General features: G+C 69.1%; 27 protein-coding genes. 13 read left to right on the top strand and 14 right to left on the bottom strand.

Going from position 1 to position 22,179, the window contains the following annotated elements; genetic code table 11:
• Window positions 1–59: 59 nt before the first annotated feature.
• Window positions 60–740: a winged helix-turn-helix domain-containing protein gene (locus ABZ454_RS10980; RefSeq protein WP_359537249.1), complete on the bottom strand. Its 681-nt coding sequence runs from the start codon at window positions 738–740 to the stop codon at window positions 60–62.
• A 65-nt stretch (window positions 741–805) separates the two neighbouring features.
• Here ABZ454_RS10980 and ABZ454_RS10975 point away from each other — a divergent pair, with 65 nt between their 5' ends.
• From ABZ454_RS10975 to ABZ454_RS10955, 5 genes are all read left to right on the top strand, one after another.
• Window positions 806–2,440 carry an isocitrate lyase/phosphoenolpyruvate mutase family protein gene (locus ABZ454_RS10975; RefSeq protein WP_359537247.1) on the top strand — a complete coding sequence of 545 codons (1,635 nt, stop codon included), beginning with the start codon at window positions 806–808 and terminating at the stop codon, window positions 2,438–2,440.
• Between the two features lie 145 nt (window positions 2,441–2,585).
• A complete protein-coding gene (locus tag ABZ454_RS10970; protein ID WP_359537245.1) occupies window positions 2,586–3,839 on the top strand; it encodes an amidohydrolase in 1,254 nt (417 codons plus the stop codon).
• Window positions 3,840–4,033: 194 nt separating this feature from the next.
• The gene (locus ABZ454_RS10965; RefSeq protein ID WP_359537243.1) at window positions 4,034–4,585 is read left to right on the top strand and encodes a YciI family protein; all 552 of its coding nucleotides are present in this window, start codon (window positions 4,034–4,036) and stop codon (window positions 4,583–4,585) included.
• A 303-nt stretch (window positions 4,586–4,888) separates the two neighbouring features.
• Window positions 4,889–6,061 (top strand): serine hydrolase domain-containing protein, encoded by a 1,173-nt coding sequence (locus ABZ454_RS10960; protein ID WP_359537241.1) that lies wholly within the window; start codon window positions 4,889–4,891, stop codon window positions 6,059–6,061.
• 100 nt (window positions 6,062–6,161) lie between these two features.
• A complete protein-coding gene (locus ABZ454_RS10955; RefSeq protein WP_359537239.1) occupies window positions 6,162–6,611 on the top strand; it encodes a spore-associated protein in 450 nt (149 codons plus the stop codon).
• A 180-nt stretch (window positions 6,612–6,791) separates the two neighbouring features.
• Here ABZ454_RS10955 and ABZ454_RS10950 read toward each other — a convergent pair whose 3' ends face one another.
• Window positions 6,792–7,682 carry an LLM class F420-dependent oxidoreductase gene (locus tag ABZ454_RS10950; protein ID WP_359537237.1) on the bottom strand — a complete coding sequence of 297 codons (891 nt, stop codon included), beginning with the start codon at window positions 7,680–7,682 and terminating at the stop codon, window positions 6,792–6,794.
• A 411-nt stretch (window positions 7,683–8,093) separates the two neighbouring features.
• On the opposite strand from ABZ454_RS10950, the gene ABZ454_RS10945 reads away from it, so the two are divergent.
• Window positions 8,094–8,342, top strand: coding sequence for a DUF5133 domain-containing protein (locus tag ABZ454_RS10945; RefSeq protein WP_356325749.1), 249 nt, complete (start codon window positions 8,094–8,096; stop codon window positions 8,340–8,342).
• Window positions 8,343–8,450: 108 nt separating this feature from the next.
• On the top strand, window positions 8,451–8,795 hold the full coding sequence (locus ABZ454_RS10940) for a hypothetical protein (RefSeq protein ID WP_359537235.1): 345 nt from the start codon (window positions 8,451–8,453) through the stop codon (window positions 8,793–8,795).
• 170 nt (window positions 8,796–8,965) lie between these two features.
• Here the strand turns inward: ABZ454_RS10940 and ABZ454_RS10935 are convergent, their stop codons facing one another.
• Together ABZ454_RS10935 and ABZ454_RS10930 are read right to left on the bottom strand one after the other, a co-directional pair.
• Window positions 8,966–9,319, bottom strand: a complete 354-nt coding sequence (locus ABZ454_RS10935) for a PRC-barrel domain-containing protein (protein WP_359537234.1) — start codon at window positions 9,317–9,319, stop codon at window positions 8,966–8,968.
• Between the two features lie 342 nt (window positions 9,320–9,661).
• On the bottom strand, window positions 9,662–9,832 hold the full coding sequence (locus ABZ454_RS10930; protein WP_356321831.1) for a hydrophobic protein: 171 nt from the start codon (window positions 9,830–9,832) through the stop codon (window positions 9,662–9,664).
• A 315-nt stretch (window positions 9,833–10,147) separates the two neighbouring features.
• On the opposite strand from ABZ454_RS10930, the gene ABZ454_RS10925 reads away from it, so the two are divergent.
• Complete coding sequence (locus ABZ454_RS10925; RefSeq protein WP_359537232.1) at window positions 10,148–11,458, top strand: ATP-grasp domain-containing protein; 1,311 nt, start codon at window positions 10,148–10,150, stop codon at window positions 11,456–11,458.
• Between the two features lie 35 nt (window positions 11,459–11,493).
• Complete coding sequence (locus ABZ454_RS10920) at window positions 11,494–13,542, top strand: CocE/NonD family hydrolase (RefSeq protein ID WP_359537231.1); 2,049 nt, start codon at window positions 11,494–11,496, stop codon at window positions 13,540–13,542.
• A 65-nt stretch (window positions 13,543–13,607) separates the two neighbouring features.
• On the opposite strand, the gene ABZ454_RS10915 is transcribed toward ABZ454_RS10920, so the two are convergent.
• Both ABZ454_RS10915 and ABZ454_RS10910 read right to left on the bottom strand, forming a co-directional pair.
• Window positions 13,608–14,210: a gamma carbonic anhydrase family protein gene (locus ABZ454_RS10915; protein WP_359537229.1), complete on the bottom strand. Its 603-nt coding sequence runs from the start codon at window positions 14,208–14,210 to the stop codon at window positions 13,608–13,610.
• Window positions 14,211–14,218: 8 nt separating this feature from the next.
• The gene (locus ABZ454_RS10910; protein WP_359537227.1) at window positions 14,219–15,079 is read right to left on the bottom strand and encodes a hypothetical protein; all 861 of its coding nucleotides are present in this window, start codon (window positions 15,077–15,079) and stop codon (window positions 14,219–14,221) included.
• A gap of 134 nt (window positions 15,080–15,213) precedes the next feature.
• Here ABZ454_RS10910 and ABZ454_RS10905 point away from each other — a divergent pair, with 134 nt between their 5' ends.
• Window positions 15,214–15,492: a hypothetical protein gene (locus ABZ454_RS10905; protein ID WP_359537225.1), complete on the top strand. Its 279-nt coding sequence runs from the start codon at window positions 15,214–15,216 to the stop codon at window positions 15,490–15,492.
• 154 nt (window positions 15,493–15,646) lie between these two features.
• Window positions 15,647–16,033 carry a hypothetical protein gene (locus ABZ454_RS10900; protein ID WP_359537224.1) on the top strand — a complete coding sequence of 129 codons (387 nt, stop codon included), beginning with the start codon at window positions 15,647–15,649 and terminating at the stop codon, window positions 16,031–16,033.
• 136 nt (window positions 16,034–16,169) lie between these two features.
• Here the strand turns inward: ABZ454_RS10900 and ABZ454_RS10895 are convergent, their stop codons facing one another.
• From ABZ454_RS10895 to ABZ454_RS10885, 3 genes are all read right to left on the bottom strand, one after another.
• A complete protein-coding gene (locus ABZ454_RS10895) occupies window positions 16,170–16,358 on the bottom strand; it encodes a hypothetical protein (RefSeq protein ID WP_359537223.1) in 189 nt (62 codons plus the stop codon).
• A 290-nt stretch (window positions 16,359–16,648) separates the two neighbouring features.
• The gene (locus tag ABZ454_RS10890) at window positions 16,649–16,912 is read right to left on the bottom strand and encodes a hypothetical protein (RefSeq protein WP_359537222.1); all 264 of its coding nucleotides are present in this window, start codon (window positions 16,910–16,912) and stop codon (window positions 16,649–16,651) included.
• 1 nt (window position 16,913) lies between these two features.
• Entirely contained in the window at window positions 16,914–17,165 is a 252-nt protein-coding gene (locus tag ABZ454_RS10885; protein WP_359537220.1) for a hypothetical protein, read from the bottom strand.
• 188 nt (window positions 17,166–17,353) lie between these two features.
• On the opposite strand from ABZ454_RS10885, the gene ABZ454_RS10880 reads away from it, so the two are divergent.
• Window positions 17,354–18,151: a GntR family transcriptional regulator gene (locus ABZ454_RS10880; RefSeq protein ID WP_359537218.1), complete on the top strand. Its 798-nt coding sequence runs from the start codon at window positions 17,354–17,356 to the stop codon at window positions 18,149–18,151.
• 73 nt (window positions 18,152–18,224) lie between these two features.
• Window positions 18,225–18,479 carry a hypothetical protein gene (locus ABZ454_RS10875; RefSeq protein WP_359537216.1) on the top strand — a complete coding sequence of 85 codons (255 nt, stop codon included), beginning with the start codon at window positions 18,225–18,227 and terminating at the stop codon, window positions 18,477–18,479.
• Between the two features lie 383 nt (window positions 18,480–18,862).
• Here the strand turns inward: ABZ454_RS10875 and ABZ454_RS10870 are convergent, their stop codons facing one another.
• The 5 genes from ABZ454_RS10870 to ABZ454_RS10850 all read right to left on the bottom strand — a co-directional run bounded on the left by ABZ454_RS10870 (window position 18,863) and on the right by ABZ454_RS10850 (window position 22,152).
• On the bottom strand, window positions 18,863–19,342 hold the full coding sequence (locus tag ABZ454_RS10870; protein WP_359537214.1) for a hypothetical protein: 480 nt from the start codon (window positions 19,340–19,342) through the stop codon (window positions 18,863–18,865).
• A gap of 74 nt (window positions 19,343–19,416) precedes the next feature.
• Window positions 19,417–19,737, bottom strand: coding sequence for a hypothetical protein (locus tag ABZ454_RS10865; protein WP_359537212.1), 321 nt, complete (start codon window positions 19,735–19,737; stop codon window positions 19,417–19,419).
• A 240-nt stretch (window positions 19,738–19,977) separates the two neighbouring features.
• Window positions 19,978–20,325: a hypothetical protein gene (locus tag ABZ454_RS10860; protein WP_359537210.1), complete on the bottom strand. Its 348-nt coding sequence runs from the start codon at window positions 20,323–20,325 to the stop codon at window positions 19,978–19,980.
• 93 nt (window positions 20,326–20,418) lie between these two features.
• Window positions 20,419–21,363 (bottom strand): hypothetical protein, encoded by a 945-nt coding sequence (locus ABZ454_RS10855; RefSeq protein ID WP_359537208.1) that lies wholly within the window; start codon window positions 21,361–21,363, stop codon window positions 20,419–20,421.
• Between the two features lie 45 nt (window positions 21,364–21,408).
• Window positions 21,409–22,152, bottom strand: a complete 744-nt coding sequence (locus ABZ454_RS10850; protein ID WP_359537206.1) for a hypothetical protein — start codon at window positions 22,150–22,152, stop codon at window positions 21,409–21,411.
• Window positions 22,153–22,179: the final 27 nt, after the last annotated feature.

Below are 22,179 nucleotides of genomic sequence, written 5' to 3'. Positions count from 1 at the left end.
GGCGGGCGGTCGGTCAACCGGAGGTGAGACCAGCAGGCCGGGCCTCCCTTCGCGTCGCTTCAGCCGACCTCCGCGCCCAGCAGTTCCCGGAACGTCCGGGCTCCCACCGGGGTCACCTTCACCGCCCGGCCGGAGCCGATCCGCCGCACCCACTGCCTCTCCAGCGACGTGGCGCACAGAGCCGCCCCCAGGAGTCCGGCCAGATGCGACCGGCGCTCCGTCCAGTCCAGGCAGCTCCGCACCAGGGGCCGGCGTCCGCCCGCAGGGGGCCGGTACCCCAGGGCGTCGGCCAGCCACGCCCGGCCCGCCGGAGTGACGGTAAGCCCGGCGTCTTCGCAGACCAGACCCCGGGCGAGCATGGCGTCGGCCAGGGCCACACCCAGTTCACCGGCCAGATGGTCGTAGCAGGTCCGGGCTTTCGCCTCGGCGCCCGCCTGCCCGGACAGGCGCAAGGTCCGGGGGCGGGGAGCAGCACCGGGGGCGAACGAGGCGACGGCCTCGATCAGGGCGGCCGCCTCCGGGCCCGCCAGCCGCACATAGCGGTGCCGGCCCTGGCGCTCCTCGGCCAGCAGGCCGCCCTCGACGAGACGGGAAAGCTGCTCACTGGCCGTGGGCGCGCTGACCCCGGCGCTCCGGGCGAGCTCCCCCGCGGTCCAGGCGCGGCCGTCGAGCAGGGCCTGACAGAAGGCGGCCCGGGTACGGTCGGCGAGCAGCGAGGCGGTCTCGGAGAGGGAGGACATACAGCCATCATGCCGCCGCGACGGTTCGGGCGGCGCCGAAGCGTCGCGGCCCTAGCGTCGGGGCCATGACGCACACCACCCATGAGTTCGACCGCTACGAGGACGTACGCTCGGCGCTTGCCGACCCGGCGCTCGTCCCGGACCGGCCGGCCGCGGAAGACGGTCTGGCCGGGGCGAGTGTCGCCTGGCTGCGTGCCACCGTGGCCCGCTTCAGTCACGGGGAGCCGCACCGGCGGCGGCGGGCTCTGGCCGAGTCCGAACTGGCGCGCCTGACGCCCGCATCGCTGCGGGAGTCGGCAGCCGTGGCGCCCGGGGGAGACCTCCGGGTCAGGGTGGTGCGTACACTCGCCGACGCCCTGGGCATGCCGCAGCCCGCAGCAGTGGCCGAGGCGGTGACCGAGGTGGCCGGGGTCTACTTCGGCGGCGGGAGTGCGGCCGCCGACGAAGCAGTCGCCCGGCTGGTGAGATGGCTGGCCCCACCTGCGCCCGGGCCGGATCCCGGCCCCGCGGCCACGGGGGACGGGCTCGGCCGCGAGCCCGCGTCAGGCGCCGTGCCCGCGTCCCCGCCGGGCGAGGCCGCTCTGGAGTGCGCGGCCAGTCGCATCGGTCTGCTGGTCCAGGCATGCGAGGCGACGGCCGCGCTCGTGGATGCCGCGGCCGGCAGCGAAGGTCTTCCGTTGGCGCGGGTCCTGCGGGACCTGCCGCCGGTGCGGGGGATGCGCCGCGTCGCCGTCAGGGCCACCCGGGTCGCAGGCCGGGAGATCGCCGAAGGTGACGTGGTGCTCCTCGACCTGGCCACCGCCCACCGGGCGCACCCGGTGCTTCTCACCTTCGGCGCGCTGCCCCGCACCTGCCCCGGCAGGGCCCACGCCCTCGCCCTCGCCGAGGGCTTGCTGCGGCGACCGCTCACCCCGTTCGCCCGCCTGCACCACGGCACGACCCCACTGCTGCTGCCCAACGCCTGGGACTACGCCTCAGCCGCCGCACTGACGGCCCAGGGCTTCGCCGCCGTCGGCACCACCAGTCTGGGCGTAGCCGCCGCTGCGGGCCTGCCGGACGGGGCGGCCGCCACGGCCGGGGCGACCTTGACTCTGGCCCGCCGCCTCGGAGCGGGCGGCTTCCTGTTCACCGTCGACGCCGAAGGGGGGTTCAGCGACGACGTGGCGGAAGTGGCCGAGCTGGCGCGGGCCCTGTACGAGGCCGGCGCGGCCGGCGTCAACCTCGAGGACGGCCGCCCCGACGGAACCCTCGCGCCCATGGAGTCGCACGCGGCGAAGATCGCCGCCGTCAAGAGCGCGGTGCCCGGCCTCTTCGTCAACGCACGCACCGACACCCACTGGACGGCCCGCCAGGAGGACGAGACCGCCGAGCGCCTGGCCCTCTACGAACAGGCCGGCGCCGACGGGGTGTTCGTGCCGGGGTTGTCGGATCCGGACAGGATCAGCGAGCTGACCTCGGCGCTCGTCGTACCGTTAAACATCCTGTACAGCCCGGCCGGTCCCACACTTCCCGAACTCGCCGCGCTGGGTGTGCGCAGGGTCAGCCTCGGCTCGTTGCTCTACCGCAGAGCGCTGGCAGTTGCCCTCACCGAGGCGACCGCCATCCGGGACGGGCGGCCGACCGACGCGGTCGTCCCGTCCTACGCCGAGGTCCAGGACCTGGTAAACACGGCGCGGGCACGGACACCCGGGCGACGGTGACGCCGGCGCGCCGCCCCTCACATGCCGTCCCGCGCTGCCCGGCGGTGCCTCGACGCCCGTCCCGCCCGGACGCGGCAGATGCCGCCGTGCGCACCGCCTGGCCGGAAGGTACCGTGCGCGAACCGGCACGTAGGAGGTAGGGGACATGACCAGCACGGTGACCGAGGGGCTGCCGCAGATTCGCGAGGACCTCGCCGACTTCTACCGGGACCTGCACCGCCACCCGGAGTTGTCGCTGCAGGAGACCCGGACCGCGGCTCTGCTGGCGCGGCGCCTGCGCGCCGGCGGTTTCGACGAGGTCGTCGAGCACGTAGGCGTCACCGGCGTGGTGGGCGTCCTGCGCAACGGGGACGGCCCCGTGGTGATGCTGCGCGCGGACTTCGACGCGCTGCCGGTCGAGGAGAAGACCGGGCTGCCGTACGCCAGCACCGCACGGGGCGTCGACGGCGACGGACACGACGTGCCCGTGATGCACGCCTGCGGGCACGACATGCACGCCGTCTGCCTGACCGGCGCCGCCGCCTTGCTCGCCCAGGCCCGCGACCGCTGGAGCGGCACGCTGCTGGTGGTGTTCCAGCCGGCCGAGGAACTCATGGTCGGCGCCCGCGGCATGGTCGACGACGGGCTGTTCGAACGGTTCCCCAAGCCGGAGATCGTCCTGGGCCAGCACGTCGGGCCCCTGCCCGCCGGTTTCATCGGTTACGGCAGCGGGCCGGTGATGGCGGCCGCCGACTCGCTGAACATCACGCTCCACGGCCGGGGCGGCCACGGATCCAGGCCGGAGGCGGCGATCGACCCGGTCCTGATGGCGGCGAACGTGGTCACCCGGCTGCAGGGCATCGTCGCCCGCGAGGTCCCGGCGGCGGAGTCCGCCGTGGTGACGGTGGGGCGCCTGCAGGCCGGCACGAAGGACAACATCATCCCGGACACCGCCGAGCTGGGCGTGAACATCCGCAGCTTCACCCCGGCGGTACGCGACCTGGTCCGCGCCGCCGTCGAGCGCATCGCCGAGGGGGAGTCCCGCACGAGCGGCGCGCAGCAGCCGCCGGACTTCACCTGGTTCGCCTCCGCGCCCGCGCTCGTCAGCGAGCCGGAGGCGACGAACACGACAGTGGCGGCCTTCTCCGAACACTTCGGCGCGCAGCGGATTCTGCCGATGCCGCAAGTCAACGCGAGCGAGGACGTGGGTGTGTTCGGCGAAGCGCTCGGCGTGCCCACGGTGTTCTGGTTCTGGGGTGGGCTGGAGACGGAGCCGACGCTTGCCGCGTTGACCGCGGGACGCATCGACGAGCTGCCGGCCAACCATTCCTCGGCCTTCGCGCCGGTCATCGAGCCGACGCTGAGCACCGGCGTGGAAGCGCTGGTCGTGGCGGCGCTGACCTGGCTCGGCAAAGCGTGACAGCTCCGCCCTCCTGACCCGGGCGCCGAGCGGCCCCAGCCCCTCGGCGCCCGGTCCGCCGTCACCAGCCGTCGGGCCGGGCCCCCTTCCGGGCCGGCCGCGCCCGACGTCCTCACGTCCGTTGCACAGCGGCCGCCGCGCCGTCCTCGTCAAACCGGTCGACCCCGCTGCCTCCGCGCGGTGACCATCAGGGCATGGAGTTCCTCTGTTACCACCGCGACCGGCCCGGCTCCCTCCCGCTGCGTGACGAGCTGCTGGAAGAACACTGGTCCTACATGGACCGGTACGCGAAGGAGATGATCGCCCGCGGCCCGACCCTCGCCGACGACGGTGACACACCCACCGGAAGCGTGCACATCGTCGATCTGCCCGACGCCACCGCTGCCCGCGCGTTCGCCTTCGAAGAGCCGAACTACCAGGCCGGCGTCTACCGGGACGTGCTGCTCAGGCGGTGGCGCAACACGCTGGGACGCACCATGTGGGACTTCCCCGGGGGGCCGAGCGGCGGAAACCGGTACCTGGTGATCGGCCTCGGCGCGGGCGAGGCCGCCGACCTCGCGCTGCCCTTTGACCGCGACGGGCTGATCGCCTACGGGCCGCTGCTGTCCGACGACGGCGCGACCTGGCTGGGCACGGCGGCGCTGGTGCGGGCGCCGGAGCCGGACGCGGCACGCGCCGTCCTGACCCCGGGCCGGTACGCGGCCATCGAGGTGCACCACTGGCAGTCCGGCGGGAGGCCCTCCTGACCCGAGGGCCTCCGGCCCGCACCACCTCGAAGGCCCAGGACACACCGGCCTGTCAGGGGCCGGCCGCACCGCGCCTCCGGCAGGTCGCCTCGGCCCTCGGCAACGAACGCCCCGGCCGCGCACCGCGTCGGTCTGCCGAGGGAGGCCGCGTGGCCGTACCGACCGGGCCCGACGGACCCGCCTCCGGCCGGCGACCCCGCGCGACGGCCGGCCCTCGGCTGGATGGAGCAGAGCCGCGCGCCGGTCGCACGGCGGCGGGCGAAGCTGGACATTCCACCGAGCTCACGTCTCAGGAGTCCCTCCGTGCTGCTTACCGGCTCCCCGCAGGTCCGCCTGCCCCTTGTCGCCCTGCTGGCCGCTGCCTGCACCGCCGGGCTGCTCCTCTCCCCGGCCCAGGCCGCCGACGCACCCGCCGACCACGACCGCGCCCTGCGCGCGCAGTTGCGCGAACTGACCAGCGCGCCCGGCGGACCGCCCGGAGTCATCGCCGTCCTCACCCGCGGGTCCCGCACCCAGGTCCTCCGGGCAGGCGTCGCCGAGACCGGCACCGGCCGTCCGATCGAGGCGACCGACCACATGCGTATCGCCAGCACGGCCAAGGCGTACAGCGGCGCGGTCTCCCTCCAGCTCGTCGACCGCGGGAAGCTGCGTCTCGCCGACACCATCGGACACGTACTGCCCAGGCTGCCGCGTGCCTGGCACCGCGTCACGCTGCGACAGCTTCTGCAGCACACCAGCGGGCTGCCGGACTACACCGATGACCCGGAGTTCGTGTCCCTGCTGACCGCCGACCCCCGCCGCCACTTCGACTCCCGCCGGCTGCTGGACTTCGTCGCCGCCGAGCCGCTGAGATTCCGCCCGGGGGCCCGCTACTCCTACTCCAACTCCGACAACATCGCCGTCGCACTGATGGCGGAGGCTGTCACGGGCCGTCGCTACGAGGATCTGCTCGCCCGGCTCGTGTACCGCCCGCTCGATCTGCGCAGCACCAGCCTGCCGCAGGGATACCGCATGCCCGAGCCGTACATGCACGGTTACGACGTGACCCCGCCGGACCCGCCCGAGGACGTCAGCGAGGCGCTGAGCGCGTCGGGCGTGTGGGCGTCGGGCGGGATCATCTCGACGCCCCAGGACATGACGGCCTTCGTCCGCGGCTACGCCGGCGGAAAGCTGATCTCCGACCGGACCCGCCGCCAACAGCTGGACTGGGTCGACGGGGCATCCGAACCCGCGGGCCCGGGCGAGAACAAGGCCGGTCTGGCGATCTACCGGTACACCACCCGGTGCGGCGCGGTATACGGCCACACGGGCAACTTCCCCGGCTACACGCAGTTGGTCGCCGCCACCCCGGACGGCGAGCGGTCGTTGACCTTCACCCTCACCACGCAGGTCAACAAGACGAACAAGCCCGCACTGCTGAAGCGGCTGCGGACCGTGGAGGAGAACTTCGTCTGCGCCCTTCTGCGCACGTCCTGACTCCGCGGCGATGCGCAGGGGTGCGCGGCACAACCATCCCCGCCGCTCGCGGGTCCCACCAAGTGGGAGCAAACCGCTCCTGAAGACACATGGGGGAAATATGGGAAGCATGCGTAATATCGCGGTCGCCGGAGCGTTGGGCGCACTGGTGGTGGGTGCCATGGCCGTCAGCGGCACGGCCGCCTCCGCCGCACCCAACGTCACACCGCAGCGGGTCTGCGGCAGCGCCTACAAGACCGTGAACTCGGTGGCCGTCGGCTCACTGGGCACCGTCTACCTGACGTACAACTCCTCGAACGGGAAGAACTGCGTCGCCACCATCCGCGCCAACCCGGGCACGGCCAAGGACATGTCCACGTACGTCTACGTGCCCGACACCGACGAGTGGGCGGGGGACTCCGGCACCTACACGTCGTACGCGGGGCCGGCCTACGTCTACGGCAAGGGGCACTGCGTCAGCTGGGGCGGCAACATCGCCAACGTGTACGTGTCGGTGGACAACTCCAACTGCGCGGCACGCCAGGAACACCGGGTCACCGAGATCCGCTGAGCCGGGCGAACCCGAGCCGTCCACCGCCCGCACGGGCGTCGTGGGTGACGGCGGCCTCCCAGCGGCCCGGACAGGGGCCGCATCCGGTCACGGGCGCCGCCTCGCACCTCTCGGAGACGAGGTGCGAGGCGGCGGTGACGACGCCCCCGGGGGCGACCGTTCCCGTCCTGGGGCCGTCGTCTACAGCTCGTCCCCGAAGGCCTCGGCCAGGGCGCGCCATTCGGCTCGCGGCAGACCGGCGCCGCCCTCGTCGGCGGTGAGCACCTGAAGGGCGACGTGATCGGCGCCGGCCTCGAGGTACTGCCGTGTCCGGTCCCTCACTCGCTCGGCATCGCCCAGTGCGAAGAGGGAGTCGAGGAGACGGACGCTTCCGCCGTCCTCGAAGTCGCTCTCCGCGAATCCCAGGCGCAGCAGGTTGTCGGTGTAGTTGGGCAGCCGCAGGTACATCGCCAGCATGTTCCGCGCCGTGGTGCGGGCCCGGTCGAGGTCCGTGTCGAGTACGACGGAGAGTTCCGGGGCGAGCAGAGCGTCGGGGCCGAGCGCCGCGCGGGCCTCCGCCGTGTGCTCGACGGTGACGAGATAGGGGTGGGCGCCCCGCGCCCGGCCCGTCGCCAGCTTCAGCATCTTCGGGCCGAGCGCGGCCAGTACACGATGCCGGGAGTCCACGGGCGGGGTGGCGGAGTCCAGCGCGTCGAGGTAGTCGACCATCGCGCTGTACGGCTTCGCGTACTGCGGCACCATCGGGCCGTGGCTGACGCCGAGGCCGAGGACGAAGCGCTCGCGGGCGCTCGGATCGAGCGTCGCGATGTGGGCCGCCACCTCCGCCGCGGGGTGGTCCCAGATGCTCAGGATGCCTGTGGCCACCGTGATCGACCGGGTGGCGGCGACCACGGCGGTGGCATCCTCGGCCGAGGGGCTGCCTCCGATCCAGAGCGTGCCGTACCCGAGGTCCTCGAGCTCGCCGACGGCCTCCGTGATCGCCGCTCTTCCCACGTCGTCCGTCCGCGACGAGTGCAGGGCGCCGCTCCAGATGCCGACCTGTCCGAACGCCTCACGTGTCTCAGAAGTCATAGTGAGACCAACATCGACGGGCGCTCACTATTCCCTCCCACGTGCCGTGTGCCCGGCCGGGCTGACCTCGGCCCGGCCCTCCCGGCTCTCCCGGCTCTCCCGGCCCTCCCGGCTCTCCCGGCCCGTACGCCGGCGGAGGGCCGGGACGGCGCTACGCCGACGGACCCACTGCTGTTGCGGTCGAAATCCGTCCCCAGGATCATGGGGCCGACGACCTTTCACGCCGCGGAACACTCACCGACGCACGGCGGGCAAGCGGTCCATGAGCGCCCGTGCGTGCCGCTGCGCGGGGCCGACCCTGTGAACGGGGGGCCTGGCCGGCTGGAGAGGCCGGCAACCTGCGCATACAGCCCGGGATGCCGGGCAGCCGTGCACGCAGAAGTGTGTCTCGTGAGGCGAAGGAGAACCGTCATGCTGCTGGCCCATCCGGTGGTGCTGTCCGGTCTGATCAGGGAGTACCGGGCACTGAGGCTGCTGGACAGTGAGAACGGCAGTCCGGCGGCCCGCCGACGGATGGACGACCTGTCGTATTCGCTGTGCCTGTCGACGGGGACGCAGGATGTCGACGCGGCGCTGATAGCCGCTCGCCACCGGCTTCCGGGGGCACGGACCGAAGACGACTCCGTACTGGCGAGCACGGCGCGCAGGCTCGGTCCTTGAGCGCTCAGACGCGCGCCCCTCGGCAGATGTGCGGCAGGGCCGGCTCCGCCGAGGCCGCGAACAACCACACGACACCGGAGTACCCCACCAGAAAGGAGAGTCACCGCGATGGTCACCGTGACCCTCTCAGGACCGTCCGAGGACGATGCCACCACCGTCTTCGGCGTATTGCGGACGGCGTTTCCCACCGACGGCGCCACCGACGCGGTAGCCGAGGATCAGCAGGGCGATCGCCCACTCGTGTGGACAGCTCACTTCGAGCCGACGCGTGAGCGGACACAGGTCGAGCCTGCCTCGCTGGGCGCCCCGGTCACCGCCACGGTGCAAGGTGGCTATGTCGAAGTGGACCAGCTCTGTGCGGCCCTGGGCGCCGCGTTCGAAGTACAGGAGGAAGGCGCCGCGTCGGGAGACCAGGAGAAGGAAGTCGGTCTCCGGCTGCGGGCGAAGAAGTAGGGGCGGGCGGACGCAGCCGGCAGGGACGCCGGCCCGCACGCGCGGAGGATGCTCGTCCTGGCCGAGCGGCGCGGGACGGCCGGCGCGCAGAACGTCGAGAAGCGTGAAGGGGCCCGGCCGAAGACTGCGAGTCTTCGGCCGGGCCCCTTCACGCTGTCGAGTCGTGCGAGTCAGGTGCGGCGGTGGCTGTGGTAGTAGTCGCCGACCTGCTCGTGGTACCCGGCGTCGCCCACGTGCTTGTCCTTGTCGAACTCGGGGGAGTGCTTGATCTGGTCCCTGGTCAGGTCGACGAAGATCCTCCGCTGCTCCGGTTCCACGCTGACGACCGTGCCGGCCGGGAGCAGGACGTGCTTGCCGAAGATCCAGACACCTGTGTCCACCACGAGGTACGAGGAGTTGACTTCGTCCGAGTGCTTGTCGACCTTCCCGATGCTTCCGTCGGTGGCTTCGACCTTGTAGCCGATCAGGTCGGTTCCCGCGGTGTAATTGGCGGCCGGCTGGTAGCCCCAGATGTTGTCACTCATGGAATGGCTCCTTCGTAGAGATTCTTCCCTCTCCACCGATGTGATGTGGAGGATGTCTGCGCCTCCCGGTAAAAGGGGATGACGCTCTCTCGAAAGGTCGCCTGCCCTGCATCCACGGCCATATGCGTCTGCGTCTCAGGGGAAGTCCCGACGTGGAACGGACCGGCCGGATGACGCATTACTGAGATCCATAAGGGCGGGTCGACACATCCTGCCCTGGAGTCGGTGCGTGCTGCCGCGGCCCCGCCTTCCCCGCAGCCTTTCGAGCGCGCCCAAACGGGGTGGGGCGGACTCCGGCACTGTGCCGTGGTCCGCCCCACCCCGTCGATTGTTCAGTTTTCCTTACCAGCGATACCAGCGCCCTCGCTTGCCGCCGCTTGCCGCGGGGCGGATCAGGAAGCCGAGGAGCCATACCACCAGCACGACAACGGCGATCCACCACAGGGCCTTCAATGCGAAACCGGCCCCGAAGAGAAGCAGTGCGAGCAGAAGAACCAGAATGATAGGAACCATGGTTATCAACCTCCGAGACGTCATGTGCCCCGGCATCAGGACTCCATTCCTTTAAATCTTCGGACGTCCTCCCGAGGCTGCGATGCCAAGGCCGCTCCCGCCCGAAGAAGTCGGTCGCCGCGGTGCCCGCCCTGAGCGGACCGTGGCAGCGGGCGCTCCGGATGTCCGGCTGTCCGCCTCCGCCATCGGCTCCGCGGCATAGGGCGCCGGCCGTAGCCGTCGGCACTGGCGACGGCCGGTCGAGCGCGTCCGGCTGTGCCGGTTTGGAGCTCCTGAGTCGGGTATGCGCCGTGAATCCCCCGAAAGGAGAACGCTGTGCCCCGACAGCGAGACATCTTCGTGCTCGGCCTCGACGAGGCCAACCTGCCAACACTGAACGCCGTCCCGGGCGCCGAAACGTACAGGTTCCACCCCTTGCTGAGCATCGGCGAGTTGCAGGAGGGGGAGGTATCGGTGGCGGATCTGATGAGCCGGGCCCGCGCGATCCTCGACGCACACGACGGCCCCGTCGACGCGATCGTCGGCTACTGGGACTTCCCGGTCAGCACGCTCGTCCCGATGCTGGGCCAGGAGTACGGCACCCGCACCACCAGCCTGGAGTCGGTCGTCAAGTGTGAACACAAGTACTGGAGCCGGCTGGAACAGCAGAAGGCCATCGACGAGTACCCGAACTTCGGACGGGTCGACCTCGACAGCGACGACCCGCGACCGCCCGACGGCGTGAGTTTTCCCATGTGGCTCAAGCCCGCCCTGGCCTACTCGTCGGAACTGGCCTACGGGGTTTCGGACATGACGGAGTTCCGCGAAGCGGTCGAGACCATACGGAAGGGGATCGGCCGGGTCGGGAGGCCGTTCGAAGCCGTGCTCGACCTGCTCGAACTGCCCGAGGAGATGGCGGGGGTGGGAGGCCAGGTCTGTCTCGCCGAGGAGACGATGAAGGGCCTTCAGGTAGCCGTCGAGGGCTATGTGAAGGACGGGGAAGTCACCGTCTACGGAGTGCTCGACTCGATCAACTACCCGAATTCTCCGTGCTTCCTCCGTCATCAGTACCCGAGCACCCTTCCCCCTTCGGTGATCCGGAGGCTGCACGAGGTGAGCAAGCGGACGATGCGACAGATAGGCATGGACTCCGCCACCTTCAGCATCGAGTACTTCTACGATCCGCAGGCCGACACGATCAGCCTGCTGGAGATCAACCCACGCCACTCCCAGTCGCATGCGGAGCTCTTCGAGTACGTGGACGGCGTACCCAATCACCACAGGATGATCAGCCTGGCGCTCGGTCTCGACCCCGCCTCCCCCAGCGGACAGGGCCCGTACCGTATGGCCGCGAAGTGGTACTACCGCTGGTTCGGCGAAGGCACGGTGCACCAGGTGCCCACGCCCTCCGAGCTCGCCGCCATCGAGCGCCGGATACCCGGAGTACGCATCGACGTCGTGCCGGCCGAAGGGCAGAAGCTCTCCTCCACCTCCCAGCAGGACAGCTACAGCTACGAGATCGCCCACATCTTCACCGGCGCGGACGACGAGGAGGGTTTGCGGAGCAAGTTCGACCAGTGCGTCGCGGCGCTGGGGCTCACGTTCGACGAAACGTCTCCAGGGGGCCGTGACCAGAAGACGAAGTGAGCCGGGCCGGAACCAGGAGGGAGCAGACCATCGGTATGCGCTATGTCGATCAACTGCCGTACACAGTCCAGAAGGACGACCACGTCACCATCACGATGTCGGACGGGGTCCGGCTGTCAGCGCGGGTGTGGCGCCCCACCACTTCCACCCGTGACCCGGTCCCGGCGATCCTGGAGGCCGTTCCGTACCGGAAGAACGACCTGACCTCCACCCGTGACGCGATCCACCACCCCTACATCGCCGGCCACGGCTACGCCTGCGTGCGCGTCGACCTCCGGGGCACGGGGGAATCGGAGGGCGTCCTGCTGGACGAATACCTGGAGCGGGAACAGCGCGACGCGGAAGAAGTGCTCGCCTGGCTCGCCGAGCAACCCTGGTGCGACGGCAGCACGGGCATGATGGGCATCTCCTGGGGCGCCTTCTCCGCCCTCCAGGTCGCCGCCCGGCAGCCGCCGAGCCTGGGCGCCATCGTCATCGCCTCCTTCACGGACGACCGGTACGCGGACGACATGCACTACGTCGGCGGCGCCATGCTGTCCGACAACCTGGCCGAGGCCGGGACGATGTTCGCCTACGCTACCTGCCCGCCCGATCCGGCCGTGGTCGGCGCGCGCTGGCGCGACATGTGGCACGAACGCCTGGACAGCGCCCGCCCCTGGGTCCTGGAGTGGCTGCGGCACCAGCACCGCGACGACTACTGGCGCCACGCGTCGATCAGCGAGAACTACCAGGCCCTGCGCTGCCCCGTGCTCGCCTCCAGCGGCTGGGCCGACGGGTACTCCAACGCCGTGACACGCCTTCTGAGCCATGTCGATGTGCCGCGCAAGGGTTTGATCGGACCCTGGTCCCACAAGCTTCCCCACCTCGGCGAACCCGGGCCCGCCATCGGGTACCTCCAAGAGGTGGTGCGATGGTGGGACCGGTGGCTCAAGGGCGTCGACAACGGCGTCATGGACGGCCCCATGATCCAGGCCTGGATGCAGGAGAGCGTGCCGCCGTCCACGTCGTACGAGGAGCGCCCCGGCCGCTGGGTGGGGGAGCCGAGTTGGCCCTCGCCCTCCATCCAGGAGGTGGTCCACCCGCTGCGTGACGGGACCATCGTGCGCCCGGGGGAGCCGGGCGGCCCGTCGGAGACCGACCCCGTCGCGGAGCGTGTCCACACGATCCAATCACCCCTGTCCGTAGGGCAGTTCGCGGGCAAGTGGGCCTCGTACAACGCACCGCCCGATCTCCCGTACGACCAGCGTGAGGAGGACGGCGGTTCGCTGGTCTTCGAAACACCGCCCCTGACGGAACGCCTCGAAATTCTTGGCGCGCCCTCGGTGGAACTGCTCGTGTCCTCGTCCGGGCGGACGGCGCAGATCACCGTCCGTCTGTCGGACGTGGCACCCGACGGTCGTGCCACGCGGGTGACGTACGGGGTGCTCGACCTCGCCCACCGGTCAGGTGACGGCACGCCCCAGCCCCTTGAGCCGGGCGAGAGCCATCGCGTGCGCATCCCCCTCAACGGAGTCGCCCAGGCATTCTCTGCCGGGCACCGCGTGCGGCTGTCGGTCTCCACCTCGTACTGGCCCCTGGTCTGGCCCGCGCCCTCGCCCGCCCAACTGAGCGTGCACGAGGCCGGCAGCCACCTCACGCTGCCGGTCCGGCCCGCCGAGAACCCGGACGAAGGGTCCTCGACGCCCTTCGGCGCGCCCGAAGGGTGCGAACCGCCCGAGGTCACCCAGCTGACCGAGCCCGAACAGGCGTGGACCGTCACCAGGAACCTGGTCGACTACCACTCCTCGCTCGACATCGTGAAGGACCGAGGACTGCAGAGGTACGAGGAGAACGGGATCGAAGTGGGGCTGCGGGCCTGCGAGAAGTACACCTGCGTCGCCGACGATTTCGGTTCGGTGAGGGGCGAGTCGGCCTGGACCATGCGGTTCCGGCGTTCCGCGTGGGACGTCCGGGTGGAGACCCGCACCCTCCTGACGTCGGACGAGACCGCGTTCCATGTCGACGCCACCCTGGACGGCTACGAGGACGGCCGCAGGGTCTTCTCCCGTACCTGGAACGAAAGCGTCCCGAGGGCGGATGTCTGACGGCGATCCCTTGACGCGCGCCCCCTTGAGGGGGAGCGGTGGACAGGGGCTGGGTCGGCGGCCACTCAGATCTGTCGGTCGTCGCTGTGGCGGCCGAGGGCGCGGCCGAACCGTTCGGAGAGGGCCGGCATCAGACTCTCTCCGTCGGCCGGACGGTTCAGGCCGAAGACGTACCCGGGGAAATCCAGGTCCTTCTGCACCGCCCAGATCCCGTCGTGGTCCTCCGGCGGAAGGATGCGCACGGGGTCCCCGACGGCGACCCAGCCGATCGGCACCGTCGAGTCGGCGGGCAGCACGGTGCGCAGATGCACGATCCCGTTGATGCGCACCTCCGAACGGGTCCCGATCCTCGCTCCGTTGAAGACGCGGCTGCCGGTGGCCAGGAAGACCTCGTCCTCCACCCGGCAGCCGGTCAGGTACGAGGCGGGCCCCACCAGCACGTGCCGTCCCACAATCAGCGGATCCCGTCGCGTGCCCCGCAGCACCGCGTTCTCCATCACGATGCTCTCCTCGCCCAACTCCACCGGCCCGCCCTCGGCGGTGAGCACCGCGCCGAACAGCACCCGGCATCCGGCTCCCACCCGCACGTTTCCGCACAGCGTGGCGGTCGGGGCGACATAAGCCGTGGGGTGGACCGTCGGCGAACAACCCTCATGAGTGATCAGCATGGCCGCGATCATGCCGTACCCAAGCGGTCGGCGGCGGTCTGCCCACCTGGCGGGACGCCTGCTCCCACGGGCTGAGCGTGCGCGGAAGTGGTGGTCCGTTCGTGGGTGCCGGGGGCGGTCGACGTGGTCCGTTCGTGGGTGCCGGACGCGGTCAACGCCGCGACCAGCCGCGCGAACTCGGTTCGCTGCCGGTCGGTCAGGGTGGCGTACAGCGGGGCCTGCAGTTCATCGGTGAGCCGCTCGGCACGCCGATACCGGGGGAGCAGGCCCCCGGTATCGGGATGCGGGCCCTGCCAGCCGTAGTGGGTCGCCTGCTCGGCACCCAGGTTGAGCACCATCGCCGCTCGGGCGCTCAGCCCACACGCGCGCACCGCCGCCAGATGGCAGGCGCCCCGGTGCTCCCGCAGTACGTGGATACGCTGCATGGCCGCCCCGACCGGGTCGTCACCCCCGCAGGGCAGCGCGCGCCAGCCGGCGAACAGAGGCAGTGCGCCGCCGTCGGCGGCGTCGATCAACTGCTGGGCCAAACGGTTGAAGTGCTCCACGTCGACATCGGCGGCGATGTGGGCGCGCCCCCACGCCCGGACGGCCTGCGCGTAGCAGGCAGCCGCTTCCTCCGCCGGCATCACCGCCTGACCGGCCCGCCAGCCCGCGGTGACCAGGTGAGGGCCGAGAAAGCCCTGGGCCGCTTGGACCACCGGGACCGGTGCCTCGCCGAGGACTCCGAACCGTCCGCGGCAGTAGAAGCCGCGCCCCGGGGAGAACCCGGCCCGCAGACCGACGGCGGCGGTCGCCTCGTCGGACATGAACTCATCACCGAAATCGTGGAGGGGCCGGGCGACCACGGCGAGGCAGTCGAAGATTTCCATGCGCTGAAGGTCGCTCACCACAAATTCTTTGTAGAACATCTACTTGAGAGTTTCGCGGGCCCAACTCTGTCGATCGCCAGCGGGCTGCTGGTGCAGCCGAACAGACTGGTCGCCCGATGACGAGGAGGGGGCGTATGGCCACCAGGAAGATCCTGACGATCAAGCTGGAGATCGAGGTCAACGAGAAGGTGACTCGGCACAGCCGCATCCGCGATACGTACCGCGAGATCGTAGCAGCGGCTATCGAGGCAGCTCGCGAGCAGATGCCGACCGACAGCATTGAGCAGGTCACCACTCAGGCGCGCTGGGAGTACCGGCACTGGGACCCTGAGCCGGTGATCATGCCCAAGGGGGAGTACGAGGAGTTCGAAGAGATTACAGACGACGACTTCGAGTGGGACGACGAAAGCTGAGGCGGATACATGAACGCTGTGGGGCGGGCACGGTTGGAAATGGTTTGCGGGTCAGCGTCGCTCGGCGCTAACCGGGGGCTGAGTTCTACCGGATATACCCCTCGTCTGTGAGAACTCAGGAATTCCTAGAGTGTCTCTCCCTAGCCTTCTCGGTATGTCGTTCACGAGCCCTCCGGGCATCCCTCCGCTTCCCTCCAATCCGCCGAAGAGGCCCGGCTTCTGGAGCATGTGGTCCAAGCGGAAGAGGGTCGCCGTCATCGCCGTCGGTGCCGTCGTCGCGGTTGGCGCATGCGGAGTCATCACGGCAGCTCAAGGGGGCGAGGAGCGCGTAGAGGCCTCCACCTCCGAGGGCCTCACGAACGGAGCTGACGAGGCCGTTCGGGGGTGCGCAGACAGTTGGAACAAGGACAATGCCAACAAGGGAAACGTCGCCTCGATCGCGACGGCGGCACAGCAGTCAGAGAACGCCACGGCCTACGTCAACGTCGGGTTCAGCGACCTATTCCCGGATCGGTGCATGATGACGGTTGCTAACCCGTAAACTCTCTACGAGCAGCAGTATTTGCAGGACCCAGGAAATGGCTGGTCCATGATTCCCGCGTGGAGTGGAACGGCCAGTCAGCTCGACTCGTCCAACCTCCCGTGGAACGGACGGATGGCCCAGGACGGGGCCGTCATCATTCGCTGATGCCCTGTTGGGCCAGCGCCTCGGTGGTGGCGGCCCATACGGCGACCCGCTCGTCCAAGAAGCGGAGGAAGCCGGTGTGAGTCCCGGCCGCCTGAGCGGCCTGGATCACCTCGCCGATGAACTCGTAGGCCTCCTCGTCTGTGAGGCGGGCCATCCAGGGAAACGCGCGGCTGTGCACGAGGGGCACTCCTTGTACTTGTGCGGCTCCAGCGAATCGAAGGGCCCCGGGCGCGAGACCGGGGCCCTTCTTGCCCCGCCTGGGGCGGGGAGTCGTGTGTCAGAACGAGTCTCGCTCTGCCTGGGGGGCGGTGACCGTCAGGCGTTCTGAGGTGGGGGCCGTCCACTCGACCCCGCCGTGGAGCGGGCGGAGGATGTATCCCTCCTTCCTTCTGACGTCCGTGATGATCGCCTCTCGGTCGGCGTCTTCGTCGTGCACCTGATCGCCCACCCAGGGCTTGCGGTCCCTCGTCACTGGCCCTCCCCGGAATAGGGGTTGCTTGCGGCCGGGGAGACCGCCCAGAAGCTCGTGATGACCGCTCGGAAGTTGCGGTGGGTCGGGTTCTCCCCCGTGTGCTTCAGGGCCCAGACCTCAGCAGGAACGCGGGTGCCCTCCTCGGCTCCTGAGCCGTCCGCGCAGGTGGTGCACTCCGCCTCGTAGAGGGCTCCCCTTGGGGCGCCCTGTGCTGTCTCCGGACCAAGGGTCCACTCCGCAGCTCTGATGATCGTTGCCATGTCAGTCCTTCACGGTGAACTGGGCCCAGACGCCGCGTCCGTCTGCACAAGTGCCGGACATGGAGGCCCAACCGCTGACGATGGTGAAGCCGGGGCCGTGGCTGTGGCGGAGGACCAGCTCTCGCGAGCCGGCTGCCGTGATTCGACTGCGGGTACCTGCTGTCGAGAGGGTCATCTCGACAGTGGGGGTACCAGTGGCCATGACCGCAAGGAACAGCTCATTGGCCACCTGTGCGGCGTCCAAGTCGTCCAAGCGGAGAGAGTCACCCAGCAGCGGACCAGACGGGCCGTCCCGGGATGCGCCTCAAACTGGCGACTCCATGATTGTCCCGATTCGGGCATGCTCGTCCCCGGATCCACGGCTTTCCATGCACAGATAAGAACTATCTGTGCACAGATTGGCGGGGTGGTTGGCGCTGGTCAAGCCGATCGGGGCAATATGTGTGCACAGAAAGAGCGCGATCACTCGAAACGGTGGTGGGTGTGGCACAGCCTGAGTACCTGCGAATCGCTCACGAGCTGCGGCGACGCATCTCATCGGGCGAGTTCAGGGCTGGTGATCGGCTCCCAACGCTCCCGGAACTCTCCGAGGCGTACGCCGTCTCGGAGACGACGATGCGCAATGCGCTGGCTCAGCTCCGCAACGAGGGCCTGATCGAGACCCGGGCGCGGGCCGGAACACTCGTGCGCGCCACGCCGCCTGTGCACCGGATGGCGGCTGACCGCTACCGGAACGAGCCCGGCGCCCCGTCCACGCCGTACACGCGGGACCAGGGCATCGGCTGGTCCGAGTACCGGTTGGACAAGCGCTTCGAGCGGCTGGATGCCACCCCGGAGCTCGCCGCCCTCTTTGAGTGCGAGGTGGGAGAGAGGCTCCTCGCCCGCCACTTCGTCTTCCACGACAACGACAACCCGACCCAGATGAGCACCTCGTACGTGCGCTGGTCAGATGTCGAAGGGACTCCGGTCGCCGATCCGATCCACGAGCCGTGGCCGGGAGGGACGAGGGCGCAGATGAGCTCCCTTGGCATCCGGGTCACCAGGATTACCGAGAGCTTCACCTCGGGGATGCCGACCGAGCGCGAGGCCAAGACGCTCAGGATCGGTTCCGGCGTCCCGGTGCTGCGGTACACCCGGCGTCACCTCGCGGACAACGGCCGGATCGTGGAGGTCGCCTACCCGATCGTGCGGCGCGGTGACACCACCGTGGTCGACTTTGTCATCAACCTTGAGGACTGACGCACCCTTCCAGGCAGACGAGGTTGGCCATACGCTGGCTGCCCCGTTGAGCCTGTATGACCTGGGGGACTGTATGGCTGATCAGCCTGTTAAGGCGCACTTCACTGACGATGTCGTCCTTCCCGACGGTAGGAAGATCCGCGTCAGCGCGTACCCAGACGGCAGCATCCGCTTTCGTGTCGATGGCCTGCCGTACGTCCTGACCGAGGCGTACCTCACCGGCAACCCCGAGAAGAACCAGGCGATCCTGAAGATCTCGCCGGGCAAGCAGGGGAGTAACGCGGCGCACAACTACGTCGAAGGGCTGGGCAAGAAGGCCAGTAGCTAGACGCACGAAGGGTGCCCCCTCCAGGCGTCAGCCAGGAGAGGGCGCGTCGTTGTACAGGGGTTAGCTTTTGGGGACGTGGAGGGCGTACCAGGCCCGGAGGCCATGTGAGGGCCGATCCGGTCCAGCCCTTCCTGTGGACGGAGTTGTACTTCCGCTGCCACGCCTCGTAAGAGGCGACGTCCCCGGAACCGATGGTGTCCATGTTTGCCGAGGACTTGTACCGGTTGCAGCCGACGGTCACCAGGCGGGCGTGCATCCGGGCAACGATGGGGCTCTTACGGCCCCTGGTGAACCATGTGCTGCCCGGGAAGGCCTGGTAAGTCTTCGGCTGGGAGGCGGGCTCCTGCGGCTTTGCTCGCCCTTCGGTCGCGGAGCACCCTCCTTCACCCAGGCGTAGAGCGGGCCGCCAGGGCAGGCGGTTGCGTAGCCGTCCCGGTGACCCTTGATCTCGACGCCGGCTCCGTGCTGTCGAAGCAGCTCGATGCCCTCCCGGATCGCGGAGAGCATCTCGTCCTGGGCTTGGTCAGGCCCTCGCTGCCCACCAGGCCCACGATGGCGTAGTGCGCGACGTTCAGCGGCTGGTTGCCGTTGGCCCCGGTGCGCTTGCCGATGCCACGACCCTCCAAGAGGTAACCGTGCGGGCAAGCGCCGTAGTTGTACGCGATGTCGGAGGAGTTCTCGCGGATGTTGGCCAGGTGGCTCTTGCGGATGGCCTTCCACTCCGCGAGGCACTCGGCATGATCCGTCAGGAGCCGGGTGGAGACCTCGGTCCCCTCGTAGTGGACCTTGACCCCCTTGGTCTTTGCCTGGGCCGGAGCGGCCGACGCGGGCCACCCGAGCTGCATACGGGTCACGAGCTTCAAAGGGACTCCTCGGGGTTATGGCGGCATGAAGAAGCCCCTCCGGGCCGATGCCAAGAGGGGCGGGGGAAGGGCCTTCAGGAGGCCGCGGGCGGCTTCTCAGGGTGCTGCCGCCGGTAGAGGAGGTACGAGAAGAAGCGGACCAGGAGGAGGGCGTCAATGGCGCTCAGGAGCCCCAGGGACAGGGCTACGTCCCACCACTCGTGGGAGGGGAGGTCACCGCGGATTCCCAGGAGCACGCACGAGCGCGCGTACCCGAGGCCGACGATGATGACCCACCACGAGGCGTTGATCTCGGTGACCCGGAAGAAGTGTCGGGGGCGATGCAGGACCACGAAGCCGACGGAGGCGGCCAGGCCGGTGCCCAGCAGGGCGTACAGAGTGGCGAGGTAGAGCACGGAGACCCCCTTACGATCGGCCGGTCGCTGAGGCGGCCGATGACGATGCCCTCGATGAAGTCGCTGTAGGCGTTGGCTCTGTTGTGGGCCTTGAGCTGCTTCTTTACCCGGCAGCTCTCCTTGAGCTTGGCCTCGGACTCGGGAGTCCGGGCTTGCGCTTCCTGGAAGGCCTCCTCGGCGGTCCTCTTCGCGGTCTCCGACTCTGGAGACACCTGGCTACGTAGGGTGAAGGACCACATGTCAGGCGCTCCCGGGGGCTGTGTGGGGCCGATGGCCGAGCTCCAGGAGAAGGGCGTTCATCGCCCTGCCCTGCTCGGTGGCGACGTCCCCGCGCTCCTCGGCTTTGGCGAGCTGCTCCCGGGTCACCTGATGAGCGGCGCGTTCCTGCTCGAAGGCGGAGCGCCAGTTGTCCTTCTCGGCCATCAGGCCTGCCATCACGTACTTGGGGACGAGGATTCCGAAGATCAGCAGCACGATGATCAGTCCGACCACGCCGTACTGGGCGAAGCCGCCGATCATCTTGCCGATGTCGGCAGGGGTCTCGGTCGCCTCGGCAGCGGTCAGGATCATGAGCAGGTCAGGGAGCAACGGTCCTCCTTGCGGGATAAGCGCAGGAGGATCCAGCGCGTCTTCGAGCAAGCGAAAGCCCCGACTTTGGGGCCGGGGCCTTCGGGGGCTGGGTCAGCTTTCGGGCGTTGGCTCGGGATCCAGGACAGGTATGGGCCCAACGCCGGTGATCGTCATCAGCCGAGGAGGTCTGTTGCTCTGAAATGGGCTCCTCGTGCCGGACGCCCTCACTTCGTCCTGCCCCGTCAGGTACAGGCTGCACAGATCGCAGTACAGGACGTCCATGCTGCTAGGGAGGCTGCCCTCCTCGGAAGGCAGGAGTCTGACCGTTGCGAGACCCTTGCATGCAGGGCAGTCCACAGTGGCGAGATGGAAGTAATGGTCGCCTGTGGGTAGCTCGTTAAGCCACCTTGCATTGAGACCAGGATCGAACCTTGGCACGCGTGGCTCAGCTGATGTCAGCACATGCGCCACAGTGCCTTCGGGTAGGTCCTTGAACCTGTCCTCGAAGAGGTGCCGGGCCTGCTTGATCCGAATCTCTACATCCCGCTGAATCTTGCTGCGCTTCTTGTCGACAGCCACGCCGACCGCGCTCGTCCAGCGCCCCCAGAACGCCGGTTCGGGGAGTCCGAGATCTTGCAGCAGGGCACCGATGTGTACAGCGAGCGTCGGCAAGTGCGACTTTGCCTTTTCGCCGGTCGACGTGTGAGCAGCTCCGTTGCGGATCTCGATCAGCAGGTCAAGCTGCGGATCAGGGCCGAGCACTGAGAGCCGGCGAAGTCGCTTGATGGCGTCCTTCGCCCCAACGGTCCTGACTTGGTCGATATCCAGCTCAAGGTCACCGCAGAGGTAGAGCAACATGTCCGGGTTGCCGTTACGGAACTCGATCAGGTAGGCCGGATTCTTCTTGACCAGGACCGCCTTGGCGAGTCGCTCGACGGCGACCCCGGCGTGAAGCGCGAACTCGTCGTACTCGCCACGCCCGTGATCGCCCATGGCTCTGTGGGCGGCCTTCTTCGCACCCTCAAGGAAGCTCTCGAAGGAAAGGGAATCATCCATGATGGGACGATAGCGGCGCTTGTAGTACAAGGCGACCGGACTGGTCTAAAGAGGAATGAGGTTGACGTCGAGGCCTTCAGGAAGCGCCAGGGCCGTCATCAGCTCGTGTGGGATCGCGGCAGGGAGCGGCCACTCGATCGGCTCGTCCGGTTCCCACATGGGCCGCAGGGATGGCAGTGTCTCGTAAGGCGTCAGCCTGTACTCGGCTCTTACGTCGGGCGCGCGGATGATCTGCACCAACATGCAGCCGATCCGCAGTGTGCCGATCCAAGCAACGCCGCCCATCTCTGCCGTTCCGTACCCCTGACAGAGCGTGTCCAATAGAGGCACGGAGTCGTCTGGCGGGTAGTTCACAAACCCCAGCCGGCCAAGCATGGATCTGGTCGGTCGGCGGTTCTCGTGAAACGCGCTGAAGTCTCCCGACGGGATGGCAGCGCGCACCTCGGAGCGGTGGGTGTACTGAAACATCAGGATGGTCTTCAGTGCCCAGCTCGCCAGGGACCGCTGCCTCACCGAGTCGAGGGTGCATGGCAGTCCCCGGATCAGGTCTGGCAGAAACGGCCGTACGTCTTCCTCAAGCTGATTCATCCAGCCGCTGTTGCAGTCAGAACAGACGACCTTGACCTGATCGTTCAGCGGAGGAGCGTCATGGCGCTGGACACCGTCCCGGCTTAGCCGGACGTATCGGACCGTCCGTACCGTCGGGTCCATCGCGACCTTGAGCCAGCGAGGCAGGACGTGCTCTTTCGTCAGGGGGGTGCCTCCGCAGAAGACACAGACCTTGGCCATGTCAGGACCTTAGAGGTCACCGACGAT

The sequence above is a fragment of the Streptomyces sp. NPDC005803 genome, from assembly GCF_040630435.1.
Classification (GTDB): Bacteria; Actinomycetota; Actinomycetes; order Streptomycetales; family Streptomycetaceae; genus Streptomyces.
The sequence above is the reverse complement of the archived record's forward strand: the minus strand, read 5'-3'. Positions and strand labels throughout refer to the sequence as shown.

Coding starts and splice junctions, on each gene's coding strand:
- ABZ454_RS10855 (WP_359537208.1), bottom strand. CDS start 21,363: ATGGATGATTCCCTTTCCTTCGAGAGCTTCCTTGAGGGTGCGAAGAAG.
- ABZ454_RS10975 (WP_359537247.1), top strand. CDS start 806: ATGACGCACACCACCCATGAGTTCGACCGCTACGAGGACGTACGCTCG.
- ABZ454_RS10900 (WP_359537224.1), top strand. CDS start 15,647: ATGTCGTTCACGAGCCCTCCGGGCATCCCTCCGCTTCCCTCCAATCCG.
- ABZ454_RS10915 (WP_359537229.1), bottom strand. CDS start 14,210: ATGCTGATCACTCATGAGGGTTGTTCGCCGACGGTCCACCCCACGGCT.
- ABZ454_RS10850 (WP_359537206.1), bottom strand. CDS start 22,152: ATGGCCAAGGTCTGTGTCTTCTGCGGAGGCACCCCCCTGACGAAAGAG.
- ABZ454_RS10940 (WP_359537235.1), top strand. CDS start 8,451: ATGGTCACCGTGACCCTCTCAGGACCGTCCGAGGACGATGCCACCACC.
- ABZ454_RS10980 (WP_359537249.1), bottom strand. CDS start 740: ATGTCCTCCCTCTCCGAGACCGCCTCGCTGCTCGCCGACCGTACCCGG.
- ABZ454_RS10920 (WP_359537231.1), top strand. CDS start 11,494: ATGCGCTATGTCGATCAACTGCCGTACACAGTCCAGAAGGACGACCAC.
- ABZ454_RS10950 (WP_359537237.1), bottom strand. CDS start 7,682: ATGACTTCTGAGACACGTGAGGCGTTCGGACAGGTCGGCATCTGGAGC.
- ABZ454_RS10970 (WP_359537245.1), top strand. CDS start 2,586: ATGACCAGCACGGTGACCGAGGGGCTGCCGCAGATTCGCGAGGACCTC.
- ABZ454_RS10945 (WP_356325749.1), top strand. CDS start 8,094: ATGCTGCTGGCCCATCCGGTGGTGCTGTCCGGTCTGATCAGGGAGTAC.
- ABZ454_RS10910 (WP_359537227.1), bottom strand. CDS start 15,079: ATGGAAATCTTCGACTGCCTCGCCGTGGTCGCCCGGCCCCTCCACGAT.
- ABZ454_RS10890 (WP_359537222.1), bottom strand. CDS start 16,912: ATGGCAACGATCATCAGAGCTGCGGAGTGGACCCTTGGTCCGGAGACA.
- ABZ454_RS10905 (WP_359537225.1), top strand. CDS start 15,214: ATGGCCACCAGGAAGATCCTGACGATCAAGCTGGAGATCGAGGTCAAC.
- ABZ454_RS10930 (WP_356321831.1), bottom strand. CDS start 9,832: ATGGTTCCTATCATTCTGGTTCTTCTGCTCGCACTGCTTCTCTTCGGG.
- ABZ454_RS10955 (WP_359537239.1), top strand. CDS start 6,162: ATGGGAAGCATGCGTAATATCGCGGTCGCCGGAGCGTTGGGCGCACTG.
- ABZ454_RS10965 (WP_359537243.1), top strand. CDS start 4,034: ATGGAGTTCCTCTGTTACCACCGCGACCGGCCCGGCTCCCTCCCGCTG.
- ABZ454_RS10935 (WP_359537234.1), bottom strand. CDS start 9,319: ATGAGTGACAACATCTGGGGCTACCAGCCGGCCGCCAATTACACCGCG.
- ABZ454_RS10875 (WP_359537216.1), top strand. CDS start 18,225: ATGGCTGATCAGCCTGTTAAGGCGCACTTCACTGACGATGTCGTCCTT.